This window comes from Bradyrhizobium valentinum, assembly GCF_001440405.1.
GTDB lineage: Bacteria > Pseudomonadota > Alphaproteobacteria > Rhizobiales > Xanthobacteraceae > Bradyrhizobium > Bradyrhizobium valentinum.
Window position 1 is genome coordinate 33418 of record NZ_LLXX01000130.1, and the last position, 17852, is coordinate 51269.

General features: G+C 61.9%; 16 protein-coding genes and 1 tRNA gene. 5 read left to right on the forward strand and 12 right to left on the reverse strand.

Annotated features, from left to right (window positions below):
• Nucleotides 1-93 precede the first annotated feature (93 nt).
• Together CP49_RS22540 and CP49_RS22545 are read left to right on the forward strand one after the other, a co-directional pair.
• The gene (locus CP49_RS22540; protein WP_057852384.1) at nt 94-1056 is read left to right on the forward strand and encodes a sensor histidine kinase; all 963 of its coding nucleotides are present in this window, start codon (nt 94-96) and stop codon (nt 1054-1056) included.
• Nucleotides 1057-1276: 220 nt separating this feature from the next.
• Nucleotides 1277-3052: a putative bifunctional diguanylate cyclase/phosphodiesterase gene (locus CP49_RS22545; protein ID WP_057852385.1), complete on the forward strand. Its 1776-nt coding sequence runs from the start codon at nt 1277-1279 to the stop codon at nt 3050-3052.
• A gap of 69 nt (nt 3053-3121) precedes the next feature.
• Here CP49_RS22545 and CP49_RS22550 read toward each other — a convergent pair whose 3' ends face one another.
• Together CP49_RS22550 and CP49_RS22555 are read right to left on the reverse strand one after the other, a co-directional pair.
• Nucleotides 3122-5056 (reverse strand): patatin-like phospholipase family protein, encoded by a 1935-nt coding sequence (locus tag CP49_RS22550; RefSeq protein ID WP_057852386.1) that lies wholly within the window; start codon nt 5054-5056, stop codon nt 3122-3124.
• A gap of 148 nt (nt 5057-5204) precedes the next feature.
• Nucleotides 5205-6284: an LLM class flavin-dependent oxidoreductase gene (locus CP49_RS22555; protein WP_057852387.1), complete on the reverse strand. Its 1080-nt coding sequence runs from the start codon at nt 6282-6284 to the stop codon at nt 5205-5207.
• A gap of 141 nt (nt 6285-6425) precedes the next feature.
• Here CP49_RS22555 and CP49_RS22560 point away from each other — a divergent pair, with 141 nt between their 5' ends.
• A complete protein-coding gene (locus CP49_RS22560; RefSeq protein WP_057852388.1) occupies nt 6426-6833 on the forward strand; it encodes a YccF domain-containing protein in 408 nt (135 codons plus the stop codon).
• 18 nt (nt 6834-6851) lie between these two features.
• Here the strand turns inward: CP49_RS22560 and CP49_RS22565 are convergent, their stop codons facing one another.
• Nucleotides 6852-7328 carry a universal stress protein gene (locus tag CP49_RS22565; RefSeq protein ID WP_057852389.1) on the reverse strand — a complete coding sequence of 159 codons (477 nt, stop codon included), beginning with the start codon at nt 7326-7328 and terminating at the stop codon, nt 6852-6854.
• Nucleotides 7329-7667: 339 nt separating this feature from the next.
• Here CP49_RS22565 and CP49_RS22570 point away from each other — a divergent pair.
• Nucleotides 7668-7744 (forward strand) — tRNA-Arg (locus tag CP49_RS22570).
• A gap of 319 nt (nt 7745-8063) precedes the next feature.
• Here CP49_RS22570 and CP49_RS22575 read toward each other — a convergent pair.
• The 6 genes from CP49_RS22575 to CP49_RS22600 all read right to left on the reverse strand — a co-directional run bounded on the left by CP49_RS22575 (nt 8064) and on the right by CP49_RS22600 (nt 14272).
• Complete coding sequence (locus tag CP49_RS22575) at nt 8064-9158, reverse strand: recombinase family protein (protein WP_057852390.1); 1095 nt, start codon at nt 9156-9158, stop codon at nt 8064-8066.
• On the reverse strand, nt 9155-9379 hold the full coding sequence (locus CP49_RS48955) for a recombinase family protein (protein ID WP_338060372.1): 225 nt from the start codon (nt 9377-9379) through the stop codon (nt 9155-9157). Before CP49_RS48955 ends, CP49_RS22575 begins: the two co-directional genes overlap by 4 nt.
• Nucleotides 9380-9577: 198 nt before the next feature.
• The gene (locus CP49_RS22580) at nt 9578-10072 is read right to left on the reverse strand and encodes an SRPBCC family protein (protein WP_057852391.1); all 495 of its coding nucleotides are present in this window, start codon (nt 10070-10072) and stop codon (nt 9578-9580) included.
• Nucleotides 10050-10415, reverse strand: coding sequence for an ArsR/SmtB family transcription factor (locus tag CP49_RS22585; RefSeq protein ID WP_057852392.1), 366 nt, complete (start codon nt 10413-10415; stop codon nt 10050-10052). The genes CP49_RS22580 and CP49_RS22585 overlap by 23 nt, the downstream gene beginning before the upstream one ends.
• A gap of 732 nt (nt 10416-11147) precedes the next feature.
• The gene (locus tag CP49_RS22595; protein WP_245310817.1) at nt 11148-12119 is read right to left on the reverse strand and encodes an ABC transporter substrate-binding protein; all 972 of its coding nucleotides are present in this window, start codon (nt 12117-12119) and stop codon (nt 11148-11150) included.
• 32 nt (nt 12120-12151) lie between these two features.
• Entirely contained in the window at nt 12152-14272 is a 2121-nt protein-coding gene (locus CP49_RS22600) for an adenylate/guanylate cyclase domain-containing protein (protein ID WP_057852394.1), read from the reverse strand.
• Nucleotides 14273-14581: 309 nt separating this feature from the next.
• Here CP49_RS22600 and CP49_RS22605 point away from each other — a divergent pair, with 309 nt between their 5' ends.
• Nucleotides 14582-15592 carry a SphA family protein gene (locus CP49_RS22605; RefSeq protein ID WP_057852395.1) on the forward strand — a complete coding sequence of 337 codons (1011 nt, stop codon included), beginning with the start codon at nt 14582-14584 and terminating at the stop codon, nt 15590-15592.
• A 1-nt stretch (nt 15593) separates the two neighbouring features.
• On the opposite strand, the gene CP49_RS22610 is transcribed toward CP49_RS22605, so the two are convergent.
• From CP49_RS22610 to CP49_RS22620, 3 genes are read right to left on the reverse strand one after another with little or no spacing between them, the layout of a single operon-like run.
• The gene (locus tag CP49_RS22610) at nt 15594-16535 is read right to left on the reverse strand and encodes an HlyD family secretion protein (RefSeq protein ID WP_057852396.1); all 942 of its coding nucleotides are present in this window, start codon (nt 16533-16535) and stop codon (nt 15594-15596) included.
• Nucleotides 16532-16774, reverse strand: coding sequence for a DUF3302 domain-containing protein (locus CP49_RS22615; RefSeq protein WP_057852397.1), 243 nt, complete (start codon nt 16772-16774; stop codon nt 16532-16534). Before CP49_RS22615 ends, CP49_RS22610 begins: the two co-directional genes overlap by 4 nt.
• A gap of 11 nt (nt 16775-16785) precedes the next feature.
• Nucleotides 16786-17844 (reverse strand): DUF1254 domain-containing protein, encoded by a 1059-nt coding sequence (locus tag CP49_RS22620; protein ID WP_082646171.1) that lies wholly within the window; start codon nt 17842-17844, stop codon nt 16786-16788.
• Nucleotides 17845-17852: the final 8 nt, after the last annotated feature.

Below are 17852 nucleotides of genomic sequence, written 5' to 3' on the forward strand. Positions count from 1 at the left end.
CCGCTTTGCCGCCAACGGCGGCTCAGAAATCCCCCACTTTCGCTATGATCGGCCTTATTTTGGATTCGCTGATCACGTGAAGTGACAACTCCGATGAAGAAATTGATCGACGAATTCAGGCGCGGGTGGCAGGGAATCGCCCAGCCCTCGCTGGTTTTCAGTACGGCCTTCGTGGCCGGCTGTCTCGCCGCGTCGACAATCGCCCGGTGGGGGATAGCCCAAATCCGTCCCGACGTATTCTTTACGCCCTATTTCCCGGCCGTGTTCCTGGCCGCCGCCGTCGGTGGTGCCCGGCTCGGGATCGCTACGGCCATCGCGGGAGGCGCGCTCGGCGTTACCGTCAATTTCAGCAGCGCGGCCGCCGATTCCGCACGGTTTGCGCTGCTGCTGATGTTCTGGGCGGTTTGCGGTGTCGCCATCTGGGGGGTCGAACATTACCGGACGATCGTGGCTCAACAACGGGAAGTCTCGAAACGTCTGATCCAGGAAGAGGAATACCGCAAGCTGCTGGTCGAGGAATTGCAGCACCGCCTCAAGAACAAGACCTCGACGATCCACGCCGTGCTGCACCAGGTCCTGCAGGATCAGCCGCAGATCTGGGGCAGCATCGATCGCCGCCTCCGCGCGCTGTCGGCGACCGACGATTTGATCGCGCGGCTGGACGGCAGCGGCTGCGACATCAAGGATATGCTGCATTCCGAACTCGGGCCATATGGCCATGTCCGGTTCAATCTGAACGGCGATCCGCTGTTCCTGCCGGCCAAGCTGGCGGTCAGCCTGGCGCTGATCTTTCATGAACTGGCCACCAATGCGGGCAAGTACGGCGCGTTTTCTTCGGCCCGCGGGCTGTTGCAGGTGTCGTGGTCGATGTCGGAGGATCGCCTCAACGTCACCTGGGATGAAACCGAAGGTCCCGTGATCGAAAACGTCGGTCCCCCGGGCTTCGGCACCAAGCTGTTGCAATCGGCGCTTCGCGCGTTCGACGGCAAGACGGAAGTACGCTTCCTGAAGACCGGCGTGCATTGCACGATGCAATGCCGGGTTCCTGCGAGTTGAGCGTTTCCCGGTTTGCCGCACCTTGCCCCGATGCAAAATGTCCGTCGTGCGCCCAAAGCGCGCAATGGAAATTCGTCTTAGCTGTCTCTCGTTCGGCGTTGACACTCTGTTAATGACGATCAAGTCCAACGCCGCTAGAAATCGCTGACTTCTACGGTTGTTACGGTTTTTCGGAGTTCCGCTTAACCAATGCTACAAGGGACTTTGCCAGTCTCCGTGCATGCATAGTCCCAACAAGCACGACTTTCACGCAGCGGCGACGCAGGCCAGCGATGAAAGCATATTTGAATCCGAACTGAACATCCTGCGGGATGTCTTCAGGTTGCTTCCGGCCGGCGTGACGGTTCAGGACGAGCACGGCGAGTTCGTTCTGATGAACGATGCCGCGACCGCCATCCTGGAGGCGGCCGCCGCGGCGCCGTCGGCCTCGCAACTGAGCGATCGCCGTGAAACCTGTCTCGAATTGCTGCGCACGGGCCGCCCGGCCGTGGTGGAAGAAGCCATTGCCGGCGGTCCGGGCAAACAGGTGTTTCTGACCTCGCATCGGCCCATCCAGGTCGCAGGGCGCAATTTGCTGATCTCAAGTTCGACCGACATCACCGAACAGAAGGCGTTCGAGGATCACCTGTTCCGCTCCGCCTATTATGACGAGCTGACCGGCTTGCCGACGCGGCGCGTGATCGAGCATCGCGTCAACAGTCTCCTGAAGTACGACAACGGACAGGGCCGTTTCGCGCTGGCGTTTCTCGACATCGACAATTTCAAGCACATCAACGACTATTACGGACACCCGGTCGGCGACGCGCTGCTGGTGGAGATGGCCAAGCGGCTGGGGCTGGACCTGCGCGAATCCGATATCCTGTCGCGGATCAGCGGTGATGAGTTCGTGCTGGTGCTCAACCCGATCCAGAGTGACGCCGAGGTCGAAGAGTACATTCACTTCATCCTGCAACGGCTGAAGGCGCCGTTCTTCATCGACCAATCCGAGATATTCGCCTCGACCTCGATTGGCGTCAGCCTCTATCCCGAGCACGGACGCAGCTATGAAGTGCTGCGGCAGAACGCCGACATCGCGATGTATCGCGTCAAGAACGGCAGCAAGGGCGCCGCGGCGTTCTTCGACGGCAGCATGGAGCGCGAGGCGCTGGCGCGGATGAAGATCGAGCAATCGCTGCGGCTGGCGATCCTGGAAAAGCGCTTTTGCTGCGCCTTCCAGCCCAAGGTCAATATCCGGACCCAGGAGGTTACGGGCGTCGAGGCGCTGGTGCGCCTGCGCGACGACGAGGGGCTGATTCAGGCCCCCAGCACCTTCATCAATCTTGCCACCGAACTGGGCCTGATCGACGAACTGACCCACCTGGTGCTGGCCGAGATCGTCAAATCGATCGACCTGATCAACGAGACCTTCGGCCCCGACACCACGATCAGCATGAACGTTGCGGCCAAGCAGGCCGGCAATCCCGAATTCATGCGGCCGTTCGCCCAGGCGATCGAGGCCACCGGCTTTCCAAAGCGCTTCATGATCGAGGTGACGGAAGACGCGTTCGTGACCAAGACCCATTTCCAGGACGAGATCCTGCCGATCTTCCGCAATCTCGGCGTCAGGATCTCGATCGACGATTTCGGCATCGGCTATTCGTCGCTGTCGGCGCTGGCCGACATCACCGCCGATGAAATCAAGATCGACCGTTCCTTCATCACCGACATCCATAAGCGCCCTCGCAGCCAGGGCATCCTGCGGGCGATCGAATCCTTGAGCGAAGCGCTCGGCATGACCGTAATCGCCGAAGGGCTCGAAAGCTTCGAGGAACTGGCCTATCTGCAGGCCGCGACCAAGATCCGCTACGCCCAGGGCTACTACTTCTCAAGGCCGATTTTCCTCGAGGACCTCAAGCTGGCGACCCCGCGCGCCAGCGAGGCACGCGCCAGCCTCGTCAGCCGCCCCGCGCCGGAAACCCGCGCCGCCTACTCGCGCAGCGGTGGCTATCGCCGCTAGGCAGGTGGTGGTGAACATCGCAGCAGCTTGCGAGATGCTGCGCCAGCTCGGCTGCACCCAGATGCAGGATTATCTGTTCAGCGCACCGAAGCCGGCGGCCGAGACGAGGCGATTGCTGGCCGCGCGATTGGAGGCTGCGACAGCCGTCGCCTGACGCCGCTCCAACGCCCCGGTGCCGAGTATGGCGGCGATGGCCGAACTGCCTCCCGCCTCCAGCGACGCGATAGCCTCCTTGGCCCAGAGGTAGGAAGCTTCAAAGATTTCCGTGTGGCGATCGAAATCCGTCACATCGATATCGAGCGGAAGCGGCGGCCGCATCACCGTATCGAACGGCCCGACCGGCAAAGTATCGTAGCGCTGATGTGCCACCAGGCTTCGCCACAGCACGTTCACCGCGCTCGGCGCCGCGGGCAGCAGCTTCTTGCGGAACGGCGTCAGCATGGCGGCGATCAGCTCGAACCGGCCCGGCAGCGATGCATAGTCGACGTCGAACATCTCCGCCGCCGGCTCGCCGAAATGCACCACCAGGTTGGGACCGCTCTTGAGCTGGTGCATCGACGCCAGCGGGACGTTGTCGATGAGACATCCATCGACCAGCATCGCGCCCTCCGCCGTGTAGAACGGCGGCAGCAGCCCGGGAATCGCACTCGATGCGCGCACCGCCTGCCAGAGCGGCCCCGTCCGGATCAGTTCGAGATTGTGGGTCGAAAGATTGGTGGCGACGGCGGCGAAGGGCCGCCAGCAATCCTCGATCCGGCAGTCGTGGCCGTATTGTTGCGCCAGCGCGCGGTCGAATGCCTTGTGATCCAGCAGGGAGTAGCGCGGCCAGGTCGGCCGCCGAAAGCTCCTGCTCCTGACGAAGATCTCGTGCGTCCCGCGCTCGAGATGCTCGGCTTCGAGATTTTTGGCGAAGCCGGCCACCATGGCGGAGCCGACGCTGGTGCCGACAAAGATATCGAACATTAGGCCGCGTTCGCGAAACGCCTTGTAGATACCGACATGCGCGGTTCCGAAGCTGCCGCCGCCGGCGGCGACGAAGCCCACCGCCCGGCCGCACAGAAAGCGGACCAGGCTGTCGATGTCGACCTGGTCTTCGAGGGCGACATGGTGATGCATGAAGGCCGGCAGCCGGGCCAGCCAGGCCGCAGTGCCAGAGACCTCGCCGCTTCGCCGGTCATGAATGCGAACGAGGCGTCTGGCCGAAACGGGATGAACCTCGCAGGCGAAGGCCTCGATATCAGTCAATGCTGCCGCCGGCGCATCGCCGCGGCACGCGAACACGACCATGTCGGCCTGACGGATGGCCTTGCGCGCCCAGGGCGAAGCCTCGCGGCCGCCGAGATAAACCACCAGCGGCGCCGTGTGTTCGAGCTTGTTGAGCCATTCGGTGACGTCGTGCGCATCGAGCGCGCGGCCGGGAAATATCGCCTGGAGGCGGGCGGCGTCGACGATCTCGGCATGGGTCGCGGCCAGTGCCTCGCGCATCCGGCGATCGAAAGCGCCCGGCAGCGGCTCCAATCCGCCGTCGATCAGCGCCACTGTTCGCGCCTTCGGCGAGGTGCGGAACGGCGCGATGCGCGCGGTCTCCTTGGCGAACCGCCGCGCCAGCGCCGCGAGCAGCGCCTCGACGATGGCGGGGGCTTCCTCGACGAGCTTCTGGTAGGCCGGACGCGTCAACGCCAGCACGCTGGTGTCCCGGATGGCGATCACGTCGGCGGTACGCGGGACATTGGCGAAGAAGCCGATCTCGCCCACCAGTTCGCCGGCCCGAAGCTCGGCGATCGGTTCGAGATAGCCGGTCTTGCGCACCGCTAGCGCGCCATGCAGCACCAGGAAAAGCGAATCCGACGGCCCGCCTTGCGCGACCAGCATCTGTCCGCGCACCAGATCCTGGCGGACCATCGCGTTGAGTGCCTTCAGCCGCTGTTCGGAACTGAGCGTTCGAAACAGCGCGAAGTCCTCCGAGGCGGAGCCCAACGCAAGTATTGAGCTCGATCCATCCATTTGGCGGTACCCGGTTGAAACGGCCCAACTCTAGCGCCGGGCACACATCACCGCGAGCGATATAAAGACTGTGCCCGAGCGCAGGGGGCTATTCGCCGCCGCAAGCGGCCTCGTCGGTGCACTGCAGCATGAGGGCCGCCGCCCTGCCTTACGCCGCCCATCGGCCGCGATTGTTTTCGGCGAGAATGGGCCGGATTAGCCGGCCAAAGCGCTCGGCCTCCTCGTCATGCAGATAGCCGGACAGGCAGAACGAATGGCAGCCGGCATCGATGAATTGCTGCAGCGTGTCGGCGCACTGGATGGGATTTCCGACGACGGCGATGCCGGCGCCGGGGCGGACTTTGGTGATGCCGGTCCACAGATGCGGCAATAGCAGATCGCCATGCTCGCGGGCGAGCTGCTGCACGCGCAGATTCGCCTCCGAGCGGTTGTACAGCGTTTTCATTTCCTGCTTCTGTCGCTCGGTCGCATGCCGCACCAGTTGATCGGCGGCCTCCCAGGCGTCCGCCTCGTTCTCGCGGCAGATCACCTGCAGCCGCATGCCGAAGCCGATGTCGTTTTCGCGGCCATGCGCGCGTGCCATCTCCCTAATCTCGGCAATGTTCGAGGCGATCTTTTCCGGCAGGTCGCCCCAGAACAGATGCACGTCGGAATGCTTGGCGGACAATTCCCAGGCCTGGCGCGAGCCGCCGCCGAGATAGAATTTTGGAAACGGCTGCTGGTGCGGGCGCGGCCTGATATGGGCGCCGGACAGTTTGTGAAATTTTCCTTCGAAGTTTACCGGCCCGCGCGTCGTCCACAGCGCCTTCAGGATCGAGACTTCCTCCTCCATCAATTCGTAGCGCTGTTCCTTGGGGTAGCGCACGCCCTCGCCTTCGACCTCGCTCTCGTTCTGGCCGGCGATCAGATTGATGCAGATGCGCCCGCCCGACATCTGGTCGAAGGTCGAGATCATTTTCGCCAGCAGCACCGGGTTGATGTAGCCTGGTCTTGCCGCAATCAGCGGCTTGATGGACGACGAACGCGCCGCCATGAACGCGCCAGTGATCCACGCCTCCCAGCACACCGAGCCGACCGGGATTAAAAGATACTCGAAGCCGGCCTTTTCCGCCGCCTGCACTACACGGTCGCACAGCTCGGGCGAGCCCGGAATCTGCGCTTCCATCAGGCCATAGGCCGTGGTGTCGCCATGCGTGGGCAAATACCAGCCGAATTCGAGCGGACGCATGAACGTGTCTCCCCGTCGACGCTTGTTGCCTGGTCCTTTGGCAGACGAGTTTAGCGGTTGCGAAAGCCGGAGCAATCGGGTTCCGGTTGCAGGGCGGTTTTCGATTTCCATCGCGCCCACGGCAAGATAGAGTCCTTAAGCATGTCACCGGTCTCACTGCTTCTCAATATCATCTGGATCGTGCTCGGCGGCGCATGGATGGCGTTCGGCTGGCTGGTTGCCGCCGTCGTCATGGCGATCACGATCATCGGCATTCCCTGGGCGCGGGCCGCATTCAATATCGCGGCCTACACCTTGTTCCCGTTCGGCTTCACGGCGATCTCGCGCGACGCCTATACGGGCCAGGAAGATATCGGCACCGGGCCGCTCGGGGTGATCGGCAACATCATCTGGCTGGTGCTGGCGGGATGGTGGCTGGCGCTCGGGCATGTCATCACGGCGGTCGTGCTGGCCGTGACGATTATCGGCATTCCCTTTGCCTGGGCGCATCTCAAGCTTGCCGGCATCGCGCTGTGGCCGATCGGCAAGATCATCGTTCCCGCGAGTTAGGTTCGAAGCGGTCACGGATTATCCGGAGGCCACTGTTTCCGCCGGCTTCAGCCGCTCGAACTCGGAATCGCTGATCTCGGTCTGGGCCACGAGCACGCTGCAGCGCAGCCGCTTGACCAGGTAGCTGCCGATCGAGCCGAACCAGCGCGCCAGCGCCCCCTGCGGGCGGTGGCCGACGACGACGAGATGCGCGCCGATCTCTTCGGCGACCTCGGCGATTTTCTGCCCGGCATCGCCGACCTCAAGCCGCGTGGTCGGCGTAAATCCCAGCGCCTTCAGGCGCTCGGCGCCTTCGTTCAGGATGGCCTTGTAATCCTCGGTCTGCAGTTCGATCGGGATCGTAAGCCCGGCCTCGGGCGTCATGATCGAGGAGACCTCGACGACGGCGAGCAAAAAGACCTCGGAACGGCAGAGTTGTGCGAGCTTTGCGCCCTCCCGCAACGCGCGCCGCCCCTCGACCGAACCGTCATAGGCGAGAAGAACCTTCTTATACATCGGACGTCCCCATCCATGGTCTAGAAGATCAACGCGTCAAGACTAGCACCAATTCGCCGCGACGGATCGGAATTTTGCAGGGGACGCGGCCGGCGTCATGCCGCCTTCGTCTCCCCACCCCCGAAAAGGGCCGGTTGCCCCTGCCCGGCCAATCGGCTAAATGAACCGGCGAAGCACCCGTAGCTCAGCTGGATAGAGCGTTGCCCTCCGAAGGCAAGTGTCAAGACAGCTGGTGCGAAAAGTGAGGAAGAAAGCGTATTGTACTGCAATGGCTTGCGAGGGCCCCGCGTTGAGGTTAACTCATACGCGAAATCCGCGTAAGCACTGCGTAAGCAAGAAGCACCCGTAGCTCAGCTGGATAGAGCGTCGCCCTCCGAAGGCGAAGGCCACACGTTCGAATCGTGTCGGGTGCGCCATTTCGGTATAAAACTGCGAACGCCAGCAGCCGCCGATTCTACGCCAGCAGCAGCGACAAGTGTCCGGAGCAGTTCGGTTTTCGTGCCGAGCATGCGAATCTCGGTCGGACTGACGACCTCAACGCGCTGGGCAACCGCCCGCAGATGGTCCCGCCTGTATGTTCCATCTTCGTTTCGCAGCTTGCGCCGCGCGCTTAGCGCGAAACGGCGAAGGCTCTCCGGAGTGATGATCGGACCAACACGTTCAAGCGCTGCGGCTGCGCGCTCGGCATCCGCATGCGCCTGGTCGCGGATAGCGGACAGTTCCGCGATCCGATCTTTAAGCGAAGGATCGGCAGCGTTGATGACGCCGTTCTCGATCGCCTCGTAGAGGCGGCTTCAGTTTCGCTTCAGCCTCGGCGACGCGCTTGCGGAGTTCGGCGATGTGTCCGCGCCGATGCTCATTCCATTCCTGCCGGCGCTCCAGCACCTGGTCCATCATCGCCGTCAGACGCTGTGGGTCGAGTAGGCGCCATTCGAGATGATCGGCCACCGCCCGCTCTAGCTTGTCCATCGGCACTGTCAGACCGCTGCAGCCCGATTTGCCCTGACGGGCCTTGGTTGAGCAGGTGTAATAGCGATATTGGCCGCCTTTGCGTGTCCGCAGCGTCATGGCCCCACCGCATGATGCGCAAAAGCATATTCCAGTTAGCAACGTTGGGCCGCTGACAGCGCGGGGCAGCATCCATTTTGGGCTGCGCGCCTTCAGCGCTGCTTGCACGGCCTTGAACTCGGCTTCCGTGATGATCGGCGGCACTTCCATAACCGCATGCTCTGCCTGGGGCTTGGCGTTGCGGGTCTTGTGATCGCGCGTATTGAAGCGGTGCTGCCCGATATAGGTCGTGCGGGTGAGGATCTGATGCACCGATGCAATGCCGAACTTACCGCCATCGCGCGTTCGGATATTGCGGGCGTTTAGGTGGTTAGTGATCGACTTGATTCCCATCGGCCCACTATCGCCTTCACCCTTGAGCGCGAGCCGATAAACCAGTCGGACAGTTTCGGCGTGGATCGGATCGATCTCGAGCTTCTTCTTGATCTTTGCACCACGCTGCTCCGCCGCCACGATCCGATAGCCAAGCGGCGGAAGCGCGCCGTTCCAATATCCCTGCCGCGCATTCTCCTTCATTGCGCGCAAGGTGTGCTTGGCATTCTCCTTCGACTGATACTCGTCAAACAGCGTCATGATCTGCCGCATCATCACGCTCATCGGATCGTCTCCGAGGTCTTGCGTAATTGAGATCAGGCGGACGCCATTTTTGGCAAGCTTCCGCACGTAGAACTCGAATTGGAATTGATCGCGAAAGAAGCGCGAGAATGAATGGACAACTATGAGCGTGAATGTCGGCGGCCTGGTAAGCGCGGCGTCGATCATCGCCTGGATGAAGGCCGCCGATCATCGGTGGCGGTGTTTCCCGGCTCCACGAATTCCGACACCACCTCCCAGCCTTTCGCCGCGCGATAGGCTCCGATCTGCCGGCGTTGATCCGGAATTGACAGGTCGCTTTCCGCCTGTCGGCCGGTTGATACACGCAGATGGAGCGCCGCCTTCGGCGCGGGTGTGGCCGGAGCATCTGCGATCAGGTCATCGGTGATCTATTGGCTGCGGTTCGTCATCGCGCGAGCAACTTCTCGATCGAGCGCATCGGCAGACCACCAGCATCGATGATCCGACCGTCTCCGCGCTGGCGTATGCGCGCTGCACCGCATCGGCGAGCAGCAGCGCCCCCAAGCCGTCGCCTTGCCGAGTACGCGAAATGGCGAGGCGGCCGATGAGCGGTGGCCGCGGTGTGGTCACGATCTGCCTGCGAGCAACTCATCCAGCTGCGCGAACTGTTCGGGCAGGGCTTCCGCCGAACCGGCGAGGGCTTCGTCGAGGGCCGCTTTTGTGGGGTAGAGTTCGTGTAGGGTGACCAACGTCTTGTCGGCTTTTTCTTCGAACGTCACCGTGGTCACGGCGCCCTGATCGCTTTCTTCGTTCGTCCAGACGAGGCGCTTGTGCGGCGTCACTTCTCTGTACGTGCCGAAGAACGCCATCGGTTGATCGGAGGTCGGATGGCGGAACACGAGGCGATACGCGCCCCCGGTGCGCACATCCATGTCGCACGAGAGCAGCGACAGGCCCGCCGACTTCGGAACCCACCAACGCTTGAACAATTCGGGTTTGCTCCACGCTTCGAAGACGATGTGCGCCGGGGCATTGACGGTGCGCGTCACGACGAGTTCGCGGTCGGATTTGCGCTCCACTGTCGTGGCGCCGGCGGGGCTAGCGTGTTTTTTTTCGGCCATCGGCCTTCTCCTTGCGTTTCAATTCCTCGACAACTTTGTCCAGCTCATCGAAGCGCGCGCTCCAAAGCCCGCGGTGGCGCTCAATCCAGGCGGCTTCTTCTTCCAGCGCGCGCAGCCCTAGCCTGCACGTCCGCACGCGCCCGACCTTTTCCGTGGTGACGAGCCCTGCCCGCTCGAGAACGCTGACGTGCTTCTTCATGCCCGTGAGCGTTATGTGGAATTTTTCGGCGAGGTCCGTGATCGAAGCGTCGGCACGGCCGAGCTGCTCCAGCACGCCGCGCCGGGTCGCGTCCGACAGCGCGGCGAACGAAGCGTCGAGGCGGGTTTCGTTATACTGAACCATATGGTTCAGTATATAGCGGATCGACTTGCGGCGTGCAAGAGGAAACCAAAGCGTTAGGCGGGATGACCCTACCAGCGCCGCTTGCGCCGCGCAGTTGTCTTTGCACGCGCCTTCTTGCGAGCCACGAGTTGGTGCGCCTCAGCCAAGCGCTCGGCGACCTGCGACCAATTTGGACGGCGATCGAGGTTGTGGCTCCCTCAGCCAAAGCGCAATCAGTCGTATTAGCTTTGGCGAGCTTGGGATGCTCGCGGTGACCTCCGCGGTCCGAAGGCTGCAATATCATAGTGCTCCAGCGGAGACGTAGTTATCAGTTTCGTCTACGCTGGCGCGCCAGTTTTTGTAGGACGCCATATAAGTTTGGGCTTCTGCCACCCAAGCTGGACTCAGCGCCACGTATGTCTGGACTGGAGCGGGTACCCTCCCTCCGCGGGCACGGCTTCAATGGTTAGAACTTTCCGCTCATAACGGTCTGGTTGCAGGTTCGAGTCCTGCCGGGCCCACCAGCCTTCGCTCGTGTGTGCGGACACTTTGAGAACGACTCGATTTCCGCTTTAAGAACGACTCGATTTCGTTTTGAGAACGACTCGATCTGAGATCCCCCTGATACGATTGACGAATTTCGAACCGTCTTTTTCGCCCATTTTTGAGCGCGAAAAAACCGAGGGGGGTCCGAATGCAGATTTGACCCTCGTCAGTTTTCATCGCCTTTGGGATACCGCACCAGATTGCTTGCTAATTCACTGTTGCTAAGTACAAACTAGGATCGAAGTAATCCTTGGCCGGCGTCGCCGTCGTCACGCCTGCATCAGCCATGAAGAAATCGCTGACCTGCTGGAGCCATTTGATGACTGTCCCATCGGAATAGAGCCGCTTCCATTCCCGCGACGAGAACATCTTCTGCGCCTTGAGCGCTTCGGTGATGTCGGCGATCGATGCCTGCTGGTAGTGCCGCTGTTGCAGCGCCTCGGCCGCGGCCTTCGGATTACGCACTATGTAGTCGTTGGCTTCCGCCCAGCCTCGGATAATCCGCTGTAGTACGTCCTTATTGGCGGCATAGTATTCATGCCGCGCCACCCAGCCGCCGATCACCGCCGACTGCGGATAGAAGGCGGAGGCATCCACCAGCTTGATGGCACTAGGCAGCTTGTCGCGTACGCTGAGATTAAAGGGCACCCACAAGGCGACGGCAGGCACCTCCCCGGCAATGAATGCGCCGACGGCCTGCGGCATACTGCTGTTGATCACCTCAACATCGGTCAGGCCAAGGCCATTGGCGCGCAGGGCACGGTCGAGGAAGATGTGGGCCGTAGTCTGCGTGGTCGTTGCTACACGCTTGCCTCGAAGGTCGGCAAACGTTCTCACCCCGAGGTCCGGCCGCACCCAGAGCTGCGCGGTCGCGACCTCGATATCGTTGATCAGAAAGGCGCGGCCAGCGCCGAGTGCCAGATAGTTCGAGATCACTCCGCCGGCGGACAGCACGTCCACCTCCCCGCGTGCCATGGCTTCGAATACTTCGGGGCCGGTGTTACGCTCGACTAACTCGAAGTCGATGCCCTGCTTGTCGAACGCGCCGCGGTCAAGGCCGGTCAAAATCTGGCCGTCGACGGCGACGACATGGAGGTACCCCAGCCGAACCCGCATCCTGGACTGCGCGATCGCGGGAGCAGCAAAGGCGACGCCAGCCGCCAGCCCGGCGGCCAGCATCTGACGCCTGTCCAAGGGGCGGAGCACGCGAGTCATCGCATCGCTCCGGCCGAAACAAGGTGGGTCCCCTGCAACTCCGTCCGCAGCCGTTCGGCGTGGTATTGCGCAATGCCGTCACCGGGATACTGTGCAAGGAAATCGGTGATCCAGACCAGCGCCGCAGCCGGCCGATCCTGCCAGATCGCGGCATAGACGATTTCCCAGCGCTGACAGAAGGCATCCTCCGCAGAGCCATCGGTTTCGCCACGCAGTTCAAAAATCCGTACGGCCTCCGCAAAGCCCTTCGGCTTGATCTCGTCGACGCTGCGGAAGGCAAAGCGTCCTTCGACGCGTTCCTTCACGGCGGCGCTGACCAGAACCCGCGTCCCGTAATTCTTGTTCAGCCCCTCCAGACGCGCCGCGAGGTTGATGTTGGCGCCGAGCGCCGTGTAGTTCATGCGGTCGGAGGAGCCGACATTGCCGACCACGGCGTCACCCACATGCAGGCCGAAGCGGGTGCCATAGGCAGGCCATCCGGTCTTGCGGAACTCATCATTCAATTCGTTGTTGCGCTTCACGCAGGCAAGCACGGCCTCGCAAGCATGGACGACGTGATCGGGATCGTCATCAGGCGCGTTCCAGAACGCCATCACGGCATCGCCGATGAATTTGTCGATCGTGCCGTGATGTTTCATGATGGTCTCGGAGAGTGCCGCAAAATAGCGCGACGTGAAGATCATGACCTCCGATGGGTCCGCCTTTTCCGTCTTGGCAGTGAAATCGGCGACATCGGTGAAGAGCACGGTGATCTCCCGCCGCGTTCCTCCGAGCTCGATCGACGCGCCGGACTCGATGAGCTGGCGCACGATCGGCCGCGGCACGAAGCTCGAAAAATTGCGGATCACCGTCCGCATCGCGAACACCGAGCGGCCGAGTTCGTCGATCTCGTCGATGGCCGAGTGCAGGCGCGGACGATCCGCCAGCTGAAAGTGCTGAAGCTCGTCGGTCTGTTGTGCGAGATTGCGCAGCGACCGCGCCAGCATGGAGCCGAGCCAGATGGCGAGCGGCAGCATGCCGAGCACAAAGCCCAGCGCCAGCGCAAACAGGCCGGTACGCTCCGAGATGATCTTTGCGAAGAACTCGTCGAGCGGCGCGATCACCGCGAGCTTGATATTGGCATTGCCCGCCGTCTCGATGCCGTGGAAAGCGGCCACATAGGCGCGTCCGGCCTCGTCCGCAAAGAACTGCTGCGAAGCGCCGCCTTTTCGCCACGCCCCTACCGCTTGCAAAACACCAGGCGGCTTGATGGCGCTCATACGGGGCAGTTCGTCGCCGCGTTCGGGAATTTCCTCCATCAACCGGCTCATCTCGGGATGGCCGACAATCCGCCCAGAATCGTTGAACAGGAAAGCGAGGCCGGAATTGCCGAGTTTTTGATCGGACAGCATTTCCTCCAGACGATTGAGCAGGAGATCGGCCGCCACTACGCCGCGGCGTCCCTCCTTCAGCACCGTGCGCAGGGTGTAGCCGGGCTGGCCGGTGGCAAAGAACACATACGGCCCGGTCAGCAGCGTCTTCTCATCCTTGAACGCTTCGACATACCAGGGGCGCTGGCGCGGGTCATAGCCAGTCGGTCCCTTGATCTCCGCGACCTGGATCAGGTTCTCCGACAGGAACAATGTGACGGGCGACGACGGCGCGTTGCCGGTGCGGGAGATGATGACTACGCGAAAGGCGGCGTCTTCATCCACGCCGAGGCTGGCGCGGAAGGCCGGCCTGGCGCGGTCGATCACGTCCATTTCCAGGAATGAGCCATCCTCGTAGCCGACATAGAGATTGAATATCTGCGGATTGTTGCGCAGCATCGAGGCCATCAGGCCGTAGAGCCGCGAATTGTCCTCGATTTCCGCCGATTGAATTGACGGCAAGCCTGCAAGGATATCGAGACTGTCGCGCACGGTGCTGAATTTCGAATCGATGCGGCCGGCACCGAGTTGCGCCACCTTGGCGATGAAGGTACTGGCCGCCGTCTGCGTGATCAGCGAGACGCGGCTAAAACTGAGATAGACCAGCGTCAATCCGACAAACAGCACCACGGCCACGAACAGCGTGACGATGGAAGTGCGAAACCCGATACGAAGCTTGCGCGGCTCTACCGGACCGTGGTTGGTCATCTCTCGATCTCCGGCTCCATCCTCGAGACGATGTCAGCGGAAAATCCTGTAACCTGCGACGACAGGATAGCCCCGCTATGCCGACCGCAGAAACTGATTCGAAAGAGCAAACTGACGCATTGGCACAAACTGCATATTCGCTGTCCCAGAATGCGGCACCGAATGCCCTGCCCGGTTTGGTGGCGTGACGGATAGGTCACTACCGGAAAAAGTTTACGGCAGCGCCGGCCAATCAAAAAAGAGGCGAACAAGCAGCCTTGCCTGCTCCTAAAATGCGCTGAATCACTTGGCGCTCCCCGGAGAATCCGAATGATGGGCCGATGGTCGCAACCAGCTCTCGCTGCCGTGACGTTCGGAACGATCGCTCTGGTGCCGGCTGCTGCAAAGGCTGACAACGGCGGCATCGGGTTCTGGCTGCCAGGCACCATGGGTAGCCTCTCCGCGGTGCCCGGTCAGCCCGGGATGAGCTATACCTTCCAGTATATTCATCTTGACGCTGTAGCCGGCGGAGGCAGGGCCCTCCAGAACAATGCCAACATCGTTGCCGGCCTGCATGCAAAGGCTGATGTCGGCGTCTTTCTGCCGACCTACACTTTCGCAACGCCTGTGCTCGGCGGCCAGCTGACGATCGGTGCGGCGACAGTGCCCGGCAATATCGGGGTCGATATCAACGCGACGCTGACGGGGCCACGCGGCAACACGATTTCCGGCTCGGCCTTCGACAACAGAGTCACCTGGGGCGACGTGTATTACATCGGCACCCTGAAATGGAATTTCGGCGTCAATAATTTCATGACCTACGTCTTCGGCAATATCCCGACCGGAACCTACGATTCCACCCGCCTTGCCAATCTAAGTCCCGGTTTTGTCTCGGTCGATACCGGTGGCGGCTACACCTATCTCAACCCGAAGACTGGCCAGGAGTTTTCGGTGGTCGCGGGCTTCAGCTTCAACGGCACAAATACGGCTCTGGATTACCGCAACGGCATCGACTTCCATGCCGACTTCGCGGCCTCGCAGTTCATCGGCAAGACCGTTCACGCGGGCCTCGTCGGCTATGTCTATCAACAGGTCACCGGCGACAGCGGCACCGGCGCCAGGCTCGGCGACAACAAGGGCACGGCGATCGGCATCGGCCCACAGATCGGTTTCTTCTTTCCCGCCTGGCAGGGATACACAGGTTATCTGAACCTGCGCGGCTACGTGGACATCTACACCGAGAACCGGCCGACGAACTCCACATTCATGGCGACCTTGAGCTTTACGCCAGCCGCCCCGGAGCAACCGGCGACGCCGCGCGGGCCGCGTCACCTGAAGTAGGTTAGAACGGATTGACGTAGTTGACGATCGCGATCTGGCGCAGGATCACGCGCCGGATCACATGGGTCGGCTTCATATGATCGGTGTAGATCGCAGCCGTCCCCGCCGAGCCGGCCGGCAGGTTGCGGGCGACCTCAGCATCGTCGAGCTTGATGCGCACCACGAAGGGAGCGGCCTCGATCGCCTTTGGCATGACGGCCGTGCCTGACGTCTGCGTCTGCCCCGTAGCGATCGCCTGCAGGACGCTTTCGACCTTGCCCTTATGGATTTGGCCCGGCGCGAACTTGAAGGTTACCTCGACCTCCTGCCCCGGCTCGACATAGCGCGCATCGATCTGGTTGATCTCGACGCCGATAATGGTGCCCGACGTATCGATGAATGCCATCACCGGCGAGAGCGGCAGGTTAGCGACCCGCGCGCCCTTGCGCAGCGCGAGATTGGTCACATAACCATCGGCCGGCGCGCGAACGGTGGTCTTGTCAAGGTTCCAATGCGCCGCCTCAAGCTGCCCCTTGAGCTGGTCCACCTCGGACTGCCGCTGCTCGACGTCGAAACCACGGCCGGCATCGCGCTCGAACAGCTGCGTCATCTGGGAAAGGCGCGTAGAGGACAGCTTTAGCTGCGCCTCGATCGTTTTGACCTGTGCCTGGTATGGCGTGGGATCAATCCTGAACAGCACGTCGCCCGCTTTCAGCGGCGTGTTGGCAACGACGGGAACCTCGGCCACCTCTCCTGCGACGTCAGGCACGATCGAAACCGCGTTGCGCACGACCAGCGCTGGGCCCTGCGGCGCGCCCCAGCCCATGGGAATGAACAGGCCGAGGTTGAGCAGCAGCAGCACGATGAAAGGCGATGTCTTCCAGAACAGATTGAAGCGCACGATCCCGAGCCGCACGATCGCAAACAGCAGGATGAGATAGACCGCCATCAGTGCGATCATCATGGCCGTGTCTCCTCGCGCGCCCGGGGAATATCGACATAGGCCCAGATCAGCGCAATCGGCCACAGCGCGAAGCCGAAGAGTAGCGTGATCCAGCCCGCCACCGTGACCGCCTGCGCCCAGGGATGGCCGCGGCCTTTCGCTATGTGCCCCGGTAGCCAGCCCATGATGCAGACTACGCCGACAATGCTGGCGGCAAGGATGATCAGAACGATCCAGGCGAAGATGGCGAGGCCGCTCATGGCATCATTCCTCAGTTCACCGCCTGTGGTTCCGGGAATTTCCACTCGCCCTTCAAGATCTCAGCGCGCGGGCGATAAAGGCGCACCCAATAATTCCAACCAGGCGTGGTTGGCAGGCAGTTGGGAATGATGCCGTCGCATCCGCCAAACTGAACGGCGACCGAACCGTCCGCGCCCCTCTTCGCGGTGACGGTGTTGAGCGAATATGCGTTGTACTGGTTCGGTTCGAAGTAACCTTTCGCGTTGTACACGCTGATCGACCAGAAGCCGTCGACCGGCACATCCCTCACCGTAAGCCTATAGATGGTCCTGCCGCCATTGTCGGTCGGCACGACGGTAAGGTAGGTCGCGTCCTTCTCGGCATTGCCACCCCAGCCGGTGGCGGTTCCGATCAAATGCCGCACCGGGTCGACCTGATCCCTGGGTCCGAACATGCGCTTGGTGTCGGGAATTGTGCTGGCAAGAACAATCAACGCCTCGCGCACCTTTTTCTGGCTTGCCTGATCCCAGTTTGGGACCTCGAAGCGGCCAGAACTGACCTGGCTGACCTTGACTGCGTCCTGCAAGGCGTGGGCCCGTTCGATGTCTTTCGTATTCGCGGGATCAACGAAAGTACGGATTCCCGTCATCACGTAGCGCGTGCCGACCTTGTCCTTCGAGTAGGTGAAACTGCCCGGCGCGTAGACGGTAGCCAACGCGTACTGATCTTCATCAATCACGATCATGGACATGAAGCGGTTGGACGGATCGGGCAGCGTGATCATCACCGGCCCGGCATCGAGATCGAAGACCGCCGCCGAATACATTGTGTCGCGATTGGCGCGGATCACGGTCTGCTTGTCGATCGGCATGACCTCACGGTGATGGTGGAACTTGCCGATGCCGCCGGCCTGTTTGATCGCCGACGCGAAATACATATGAGACTCGGCGCGATTAAAGTTGTCAGCGGTGACCGGTACAGCGTCCCCCGAAGGCACTTGCGCGAGTGCGGGGGAAGTTGCCACAACTAGGGCCGCGACCACGCAGACGCAGATGGAGGTGCGGCAGATGGAGGTGCGAATGGCTTTCATGATTTCGC

What these genes read in the sequence shown, in the direction of transcription:
- CP49_RS22540 (WP_057852384.1), top strand. Translation starts at nt 94, where the DNA reads ATGAAGAAATTGATCGACGAATTCAGGCGCGGGTGGCAGGGAATCGCC.
- CP49_RS22545 (WP_057852385.1), top strand. Translation starts at nt 1,277, where the DNA reads ATGCATAGTCCCAACAAGCACGACTTTCACGCAGCGGCGACGCAGGCC.
- CP49_RS22550 (WP_057852386.1), bottom strand. Translation starts at nt 5,056, where the DNA reads ATGGATGGATCGAGCTCAATACTTGCGTTGGGCTCCGCCTCGGAGGAC.
- CP49_RS22555 (WP_057852387.1), bottom strand. Translation starts at nt 6,284, where the DNA reads ATGCGTCCGCTCGAATTCGGCTGGTATTTGCCCACGCATGGCGACACC.
- CP49_RS22560 (WP_057852388.1), top strand. Translation starts at nt 6,426, where the DNA reads ATGTCACCGGTCTCACTGCTTCTCAATATCATCTGGATCGTGCTCGGC.
- CP49_RS22565 (WP_057852389.1), bottom strand. Translation starts at nt 7,328, where the DNA reads ATGTATAAGAAGGTTCTTCTCGCCTATGACGGTTCGGTCGAGGGGCGG.
- CP49_RS22575 (WP_057852390.1), bottom strand. Translation starts at nt 9,158, where the DNA reads ATGATCGACGCCGCGCTTACCAGGCCGCCGACATTCACGCTCATAGTT.
- CP49_RS22580 (WP_057852391.1), bottom strand. Translation starts at nt 10,072, where the DNA reads ATGGCCGAAAAAAAACACGCTAGCCCCGCCGGCGCCACGACAGTGGAG.
- CP49_RS22585 (WP_057852392.1), bottom strand. Translation starts at nt 10,415, where the DNA reads ATGGTTCAGTATAACGAAACCCGCCTCGACGCTTCGTTCGCCGCGCTG.
- CP49_RS22595 (WP_245310817.1), bottom strand. Translation starts at nt 12,119, where the DNA reads ATGCTGGCCGCCGGGCTGGCGGCTGGCGTCGCCTTTGCTGCTCCCGCG.
- CP49_RS22600 (WP_057852394.1), bottom strand. Translation starts at nt 14,272, where the DNA reads ATGACCAACCACGGTCCGGTAGAGCCGCGCAAGCTTCGTATCGGGTTT.
- CP49_RS22605 (WP_057852395.1), top strand. Translation starts at nt 14,582, where the DNA reads ATGATGGGCCGATGGTCGCAACCAGCTCTCGCTGCCGTGACGTTCGGA.
- CP49_RS22610 (WP_057852396.1), bottom strand. Translation starts at nt 16,535, where the DNA reads ATGATGATCGCACTGATGGCGGTCTATCTCATCCTGCTGTTTGCGATC.
- CP49_RS22615 (WP_057852397.1), bottom strand. Translation starts at nt 16,774, where the DNA reads ATGAGCGGCCTCGCCATCTTCGCCTGGATCGTTCTGATCATCCTTGCC.
- CP49_RS22620 (WP_082646171.1), bottom strand. Translation starts at nt 17,844, where the DNA reads ATGAAAGCCATTCGCACCTCCATCTGCCGCACCTCCATCTGCGTCTGC.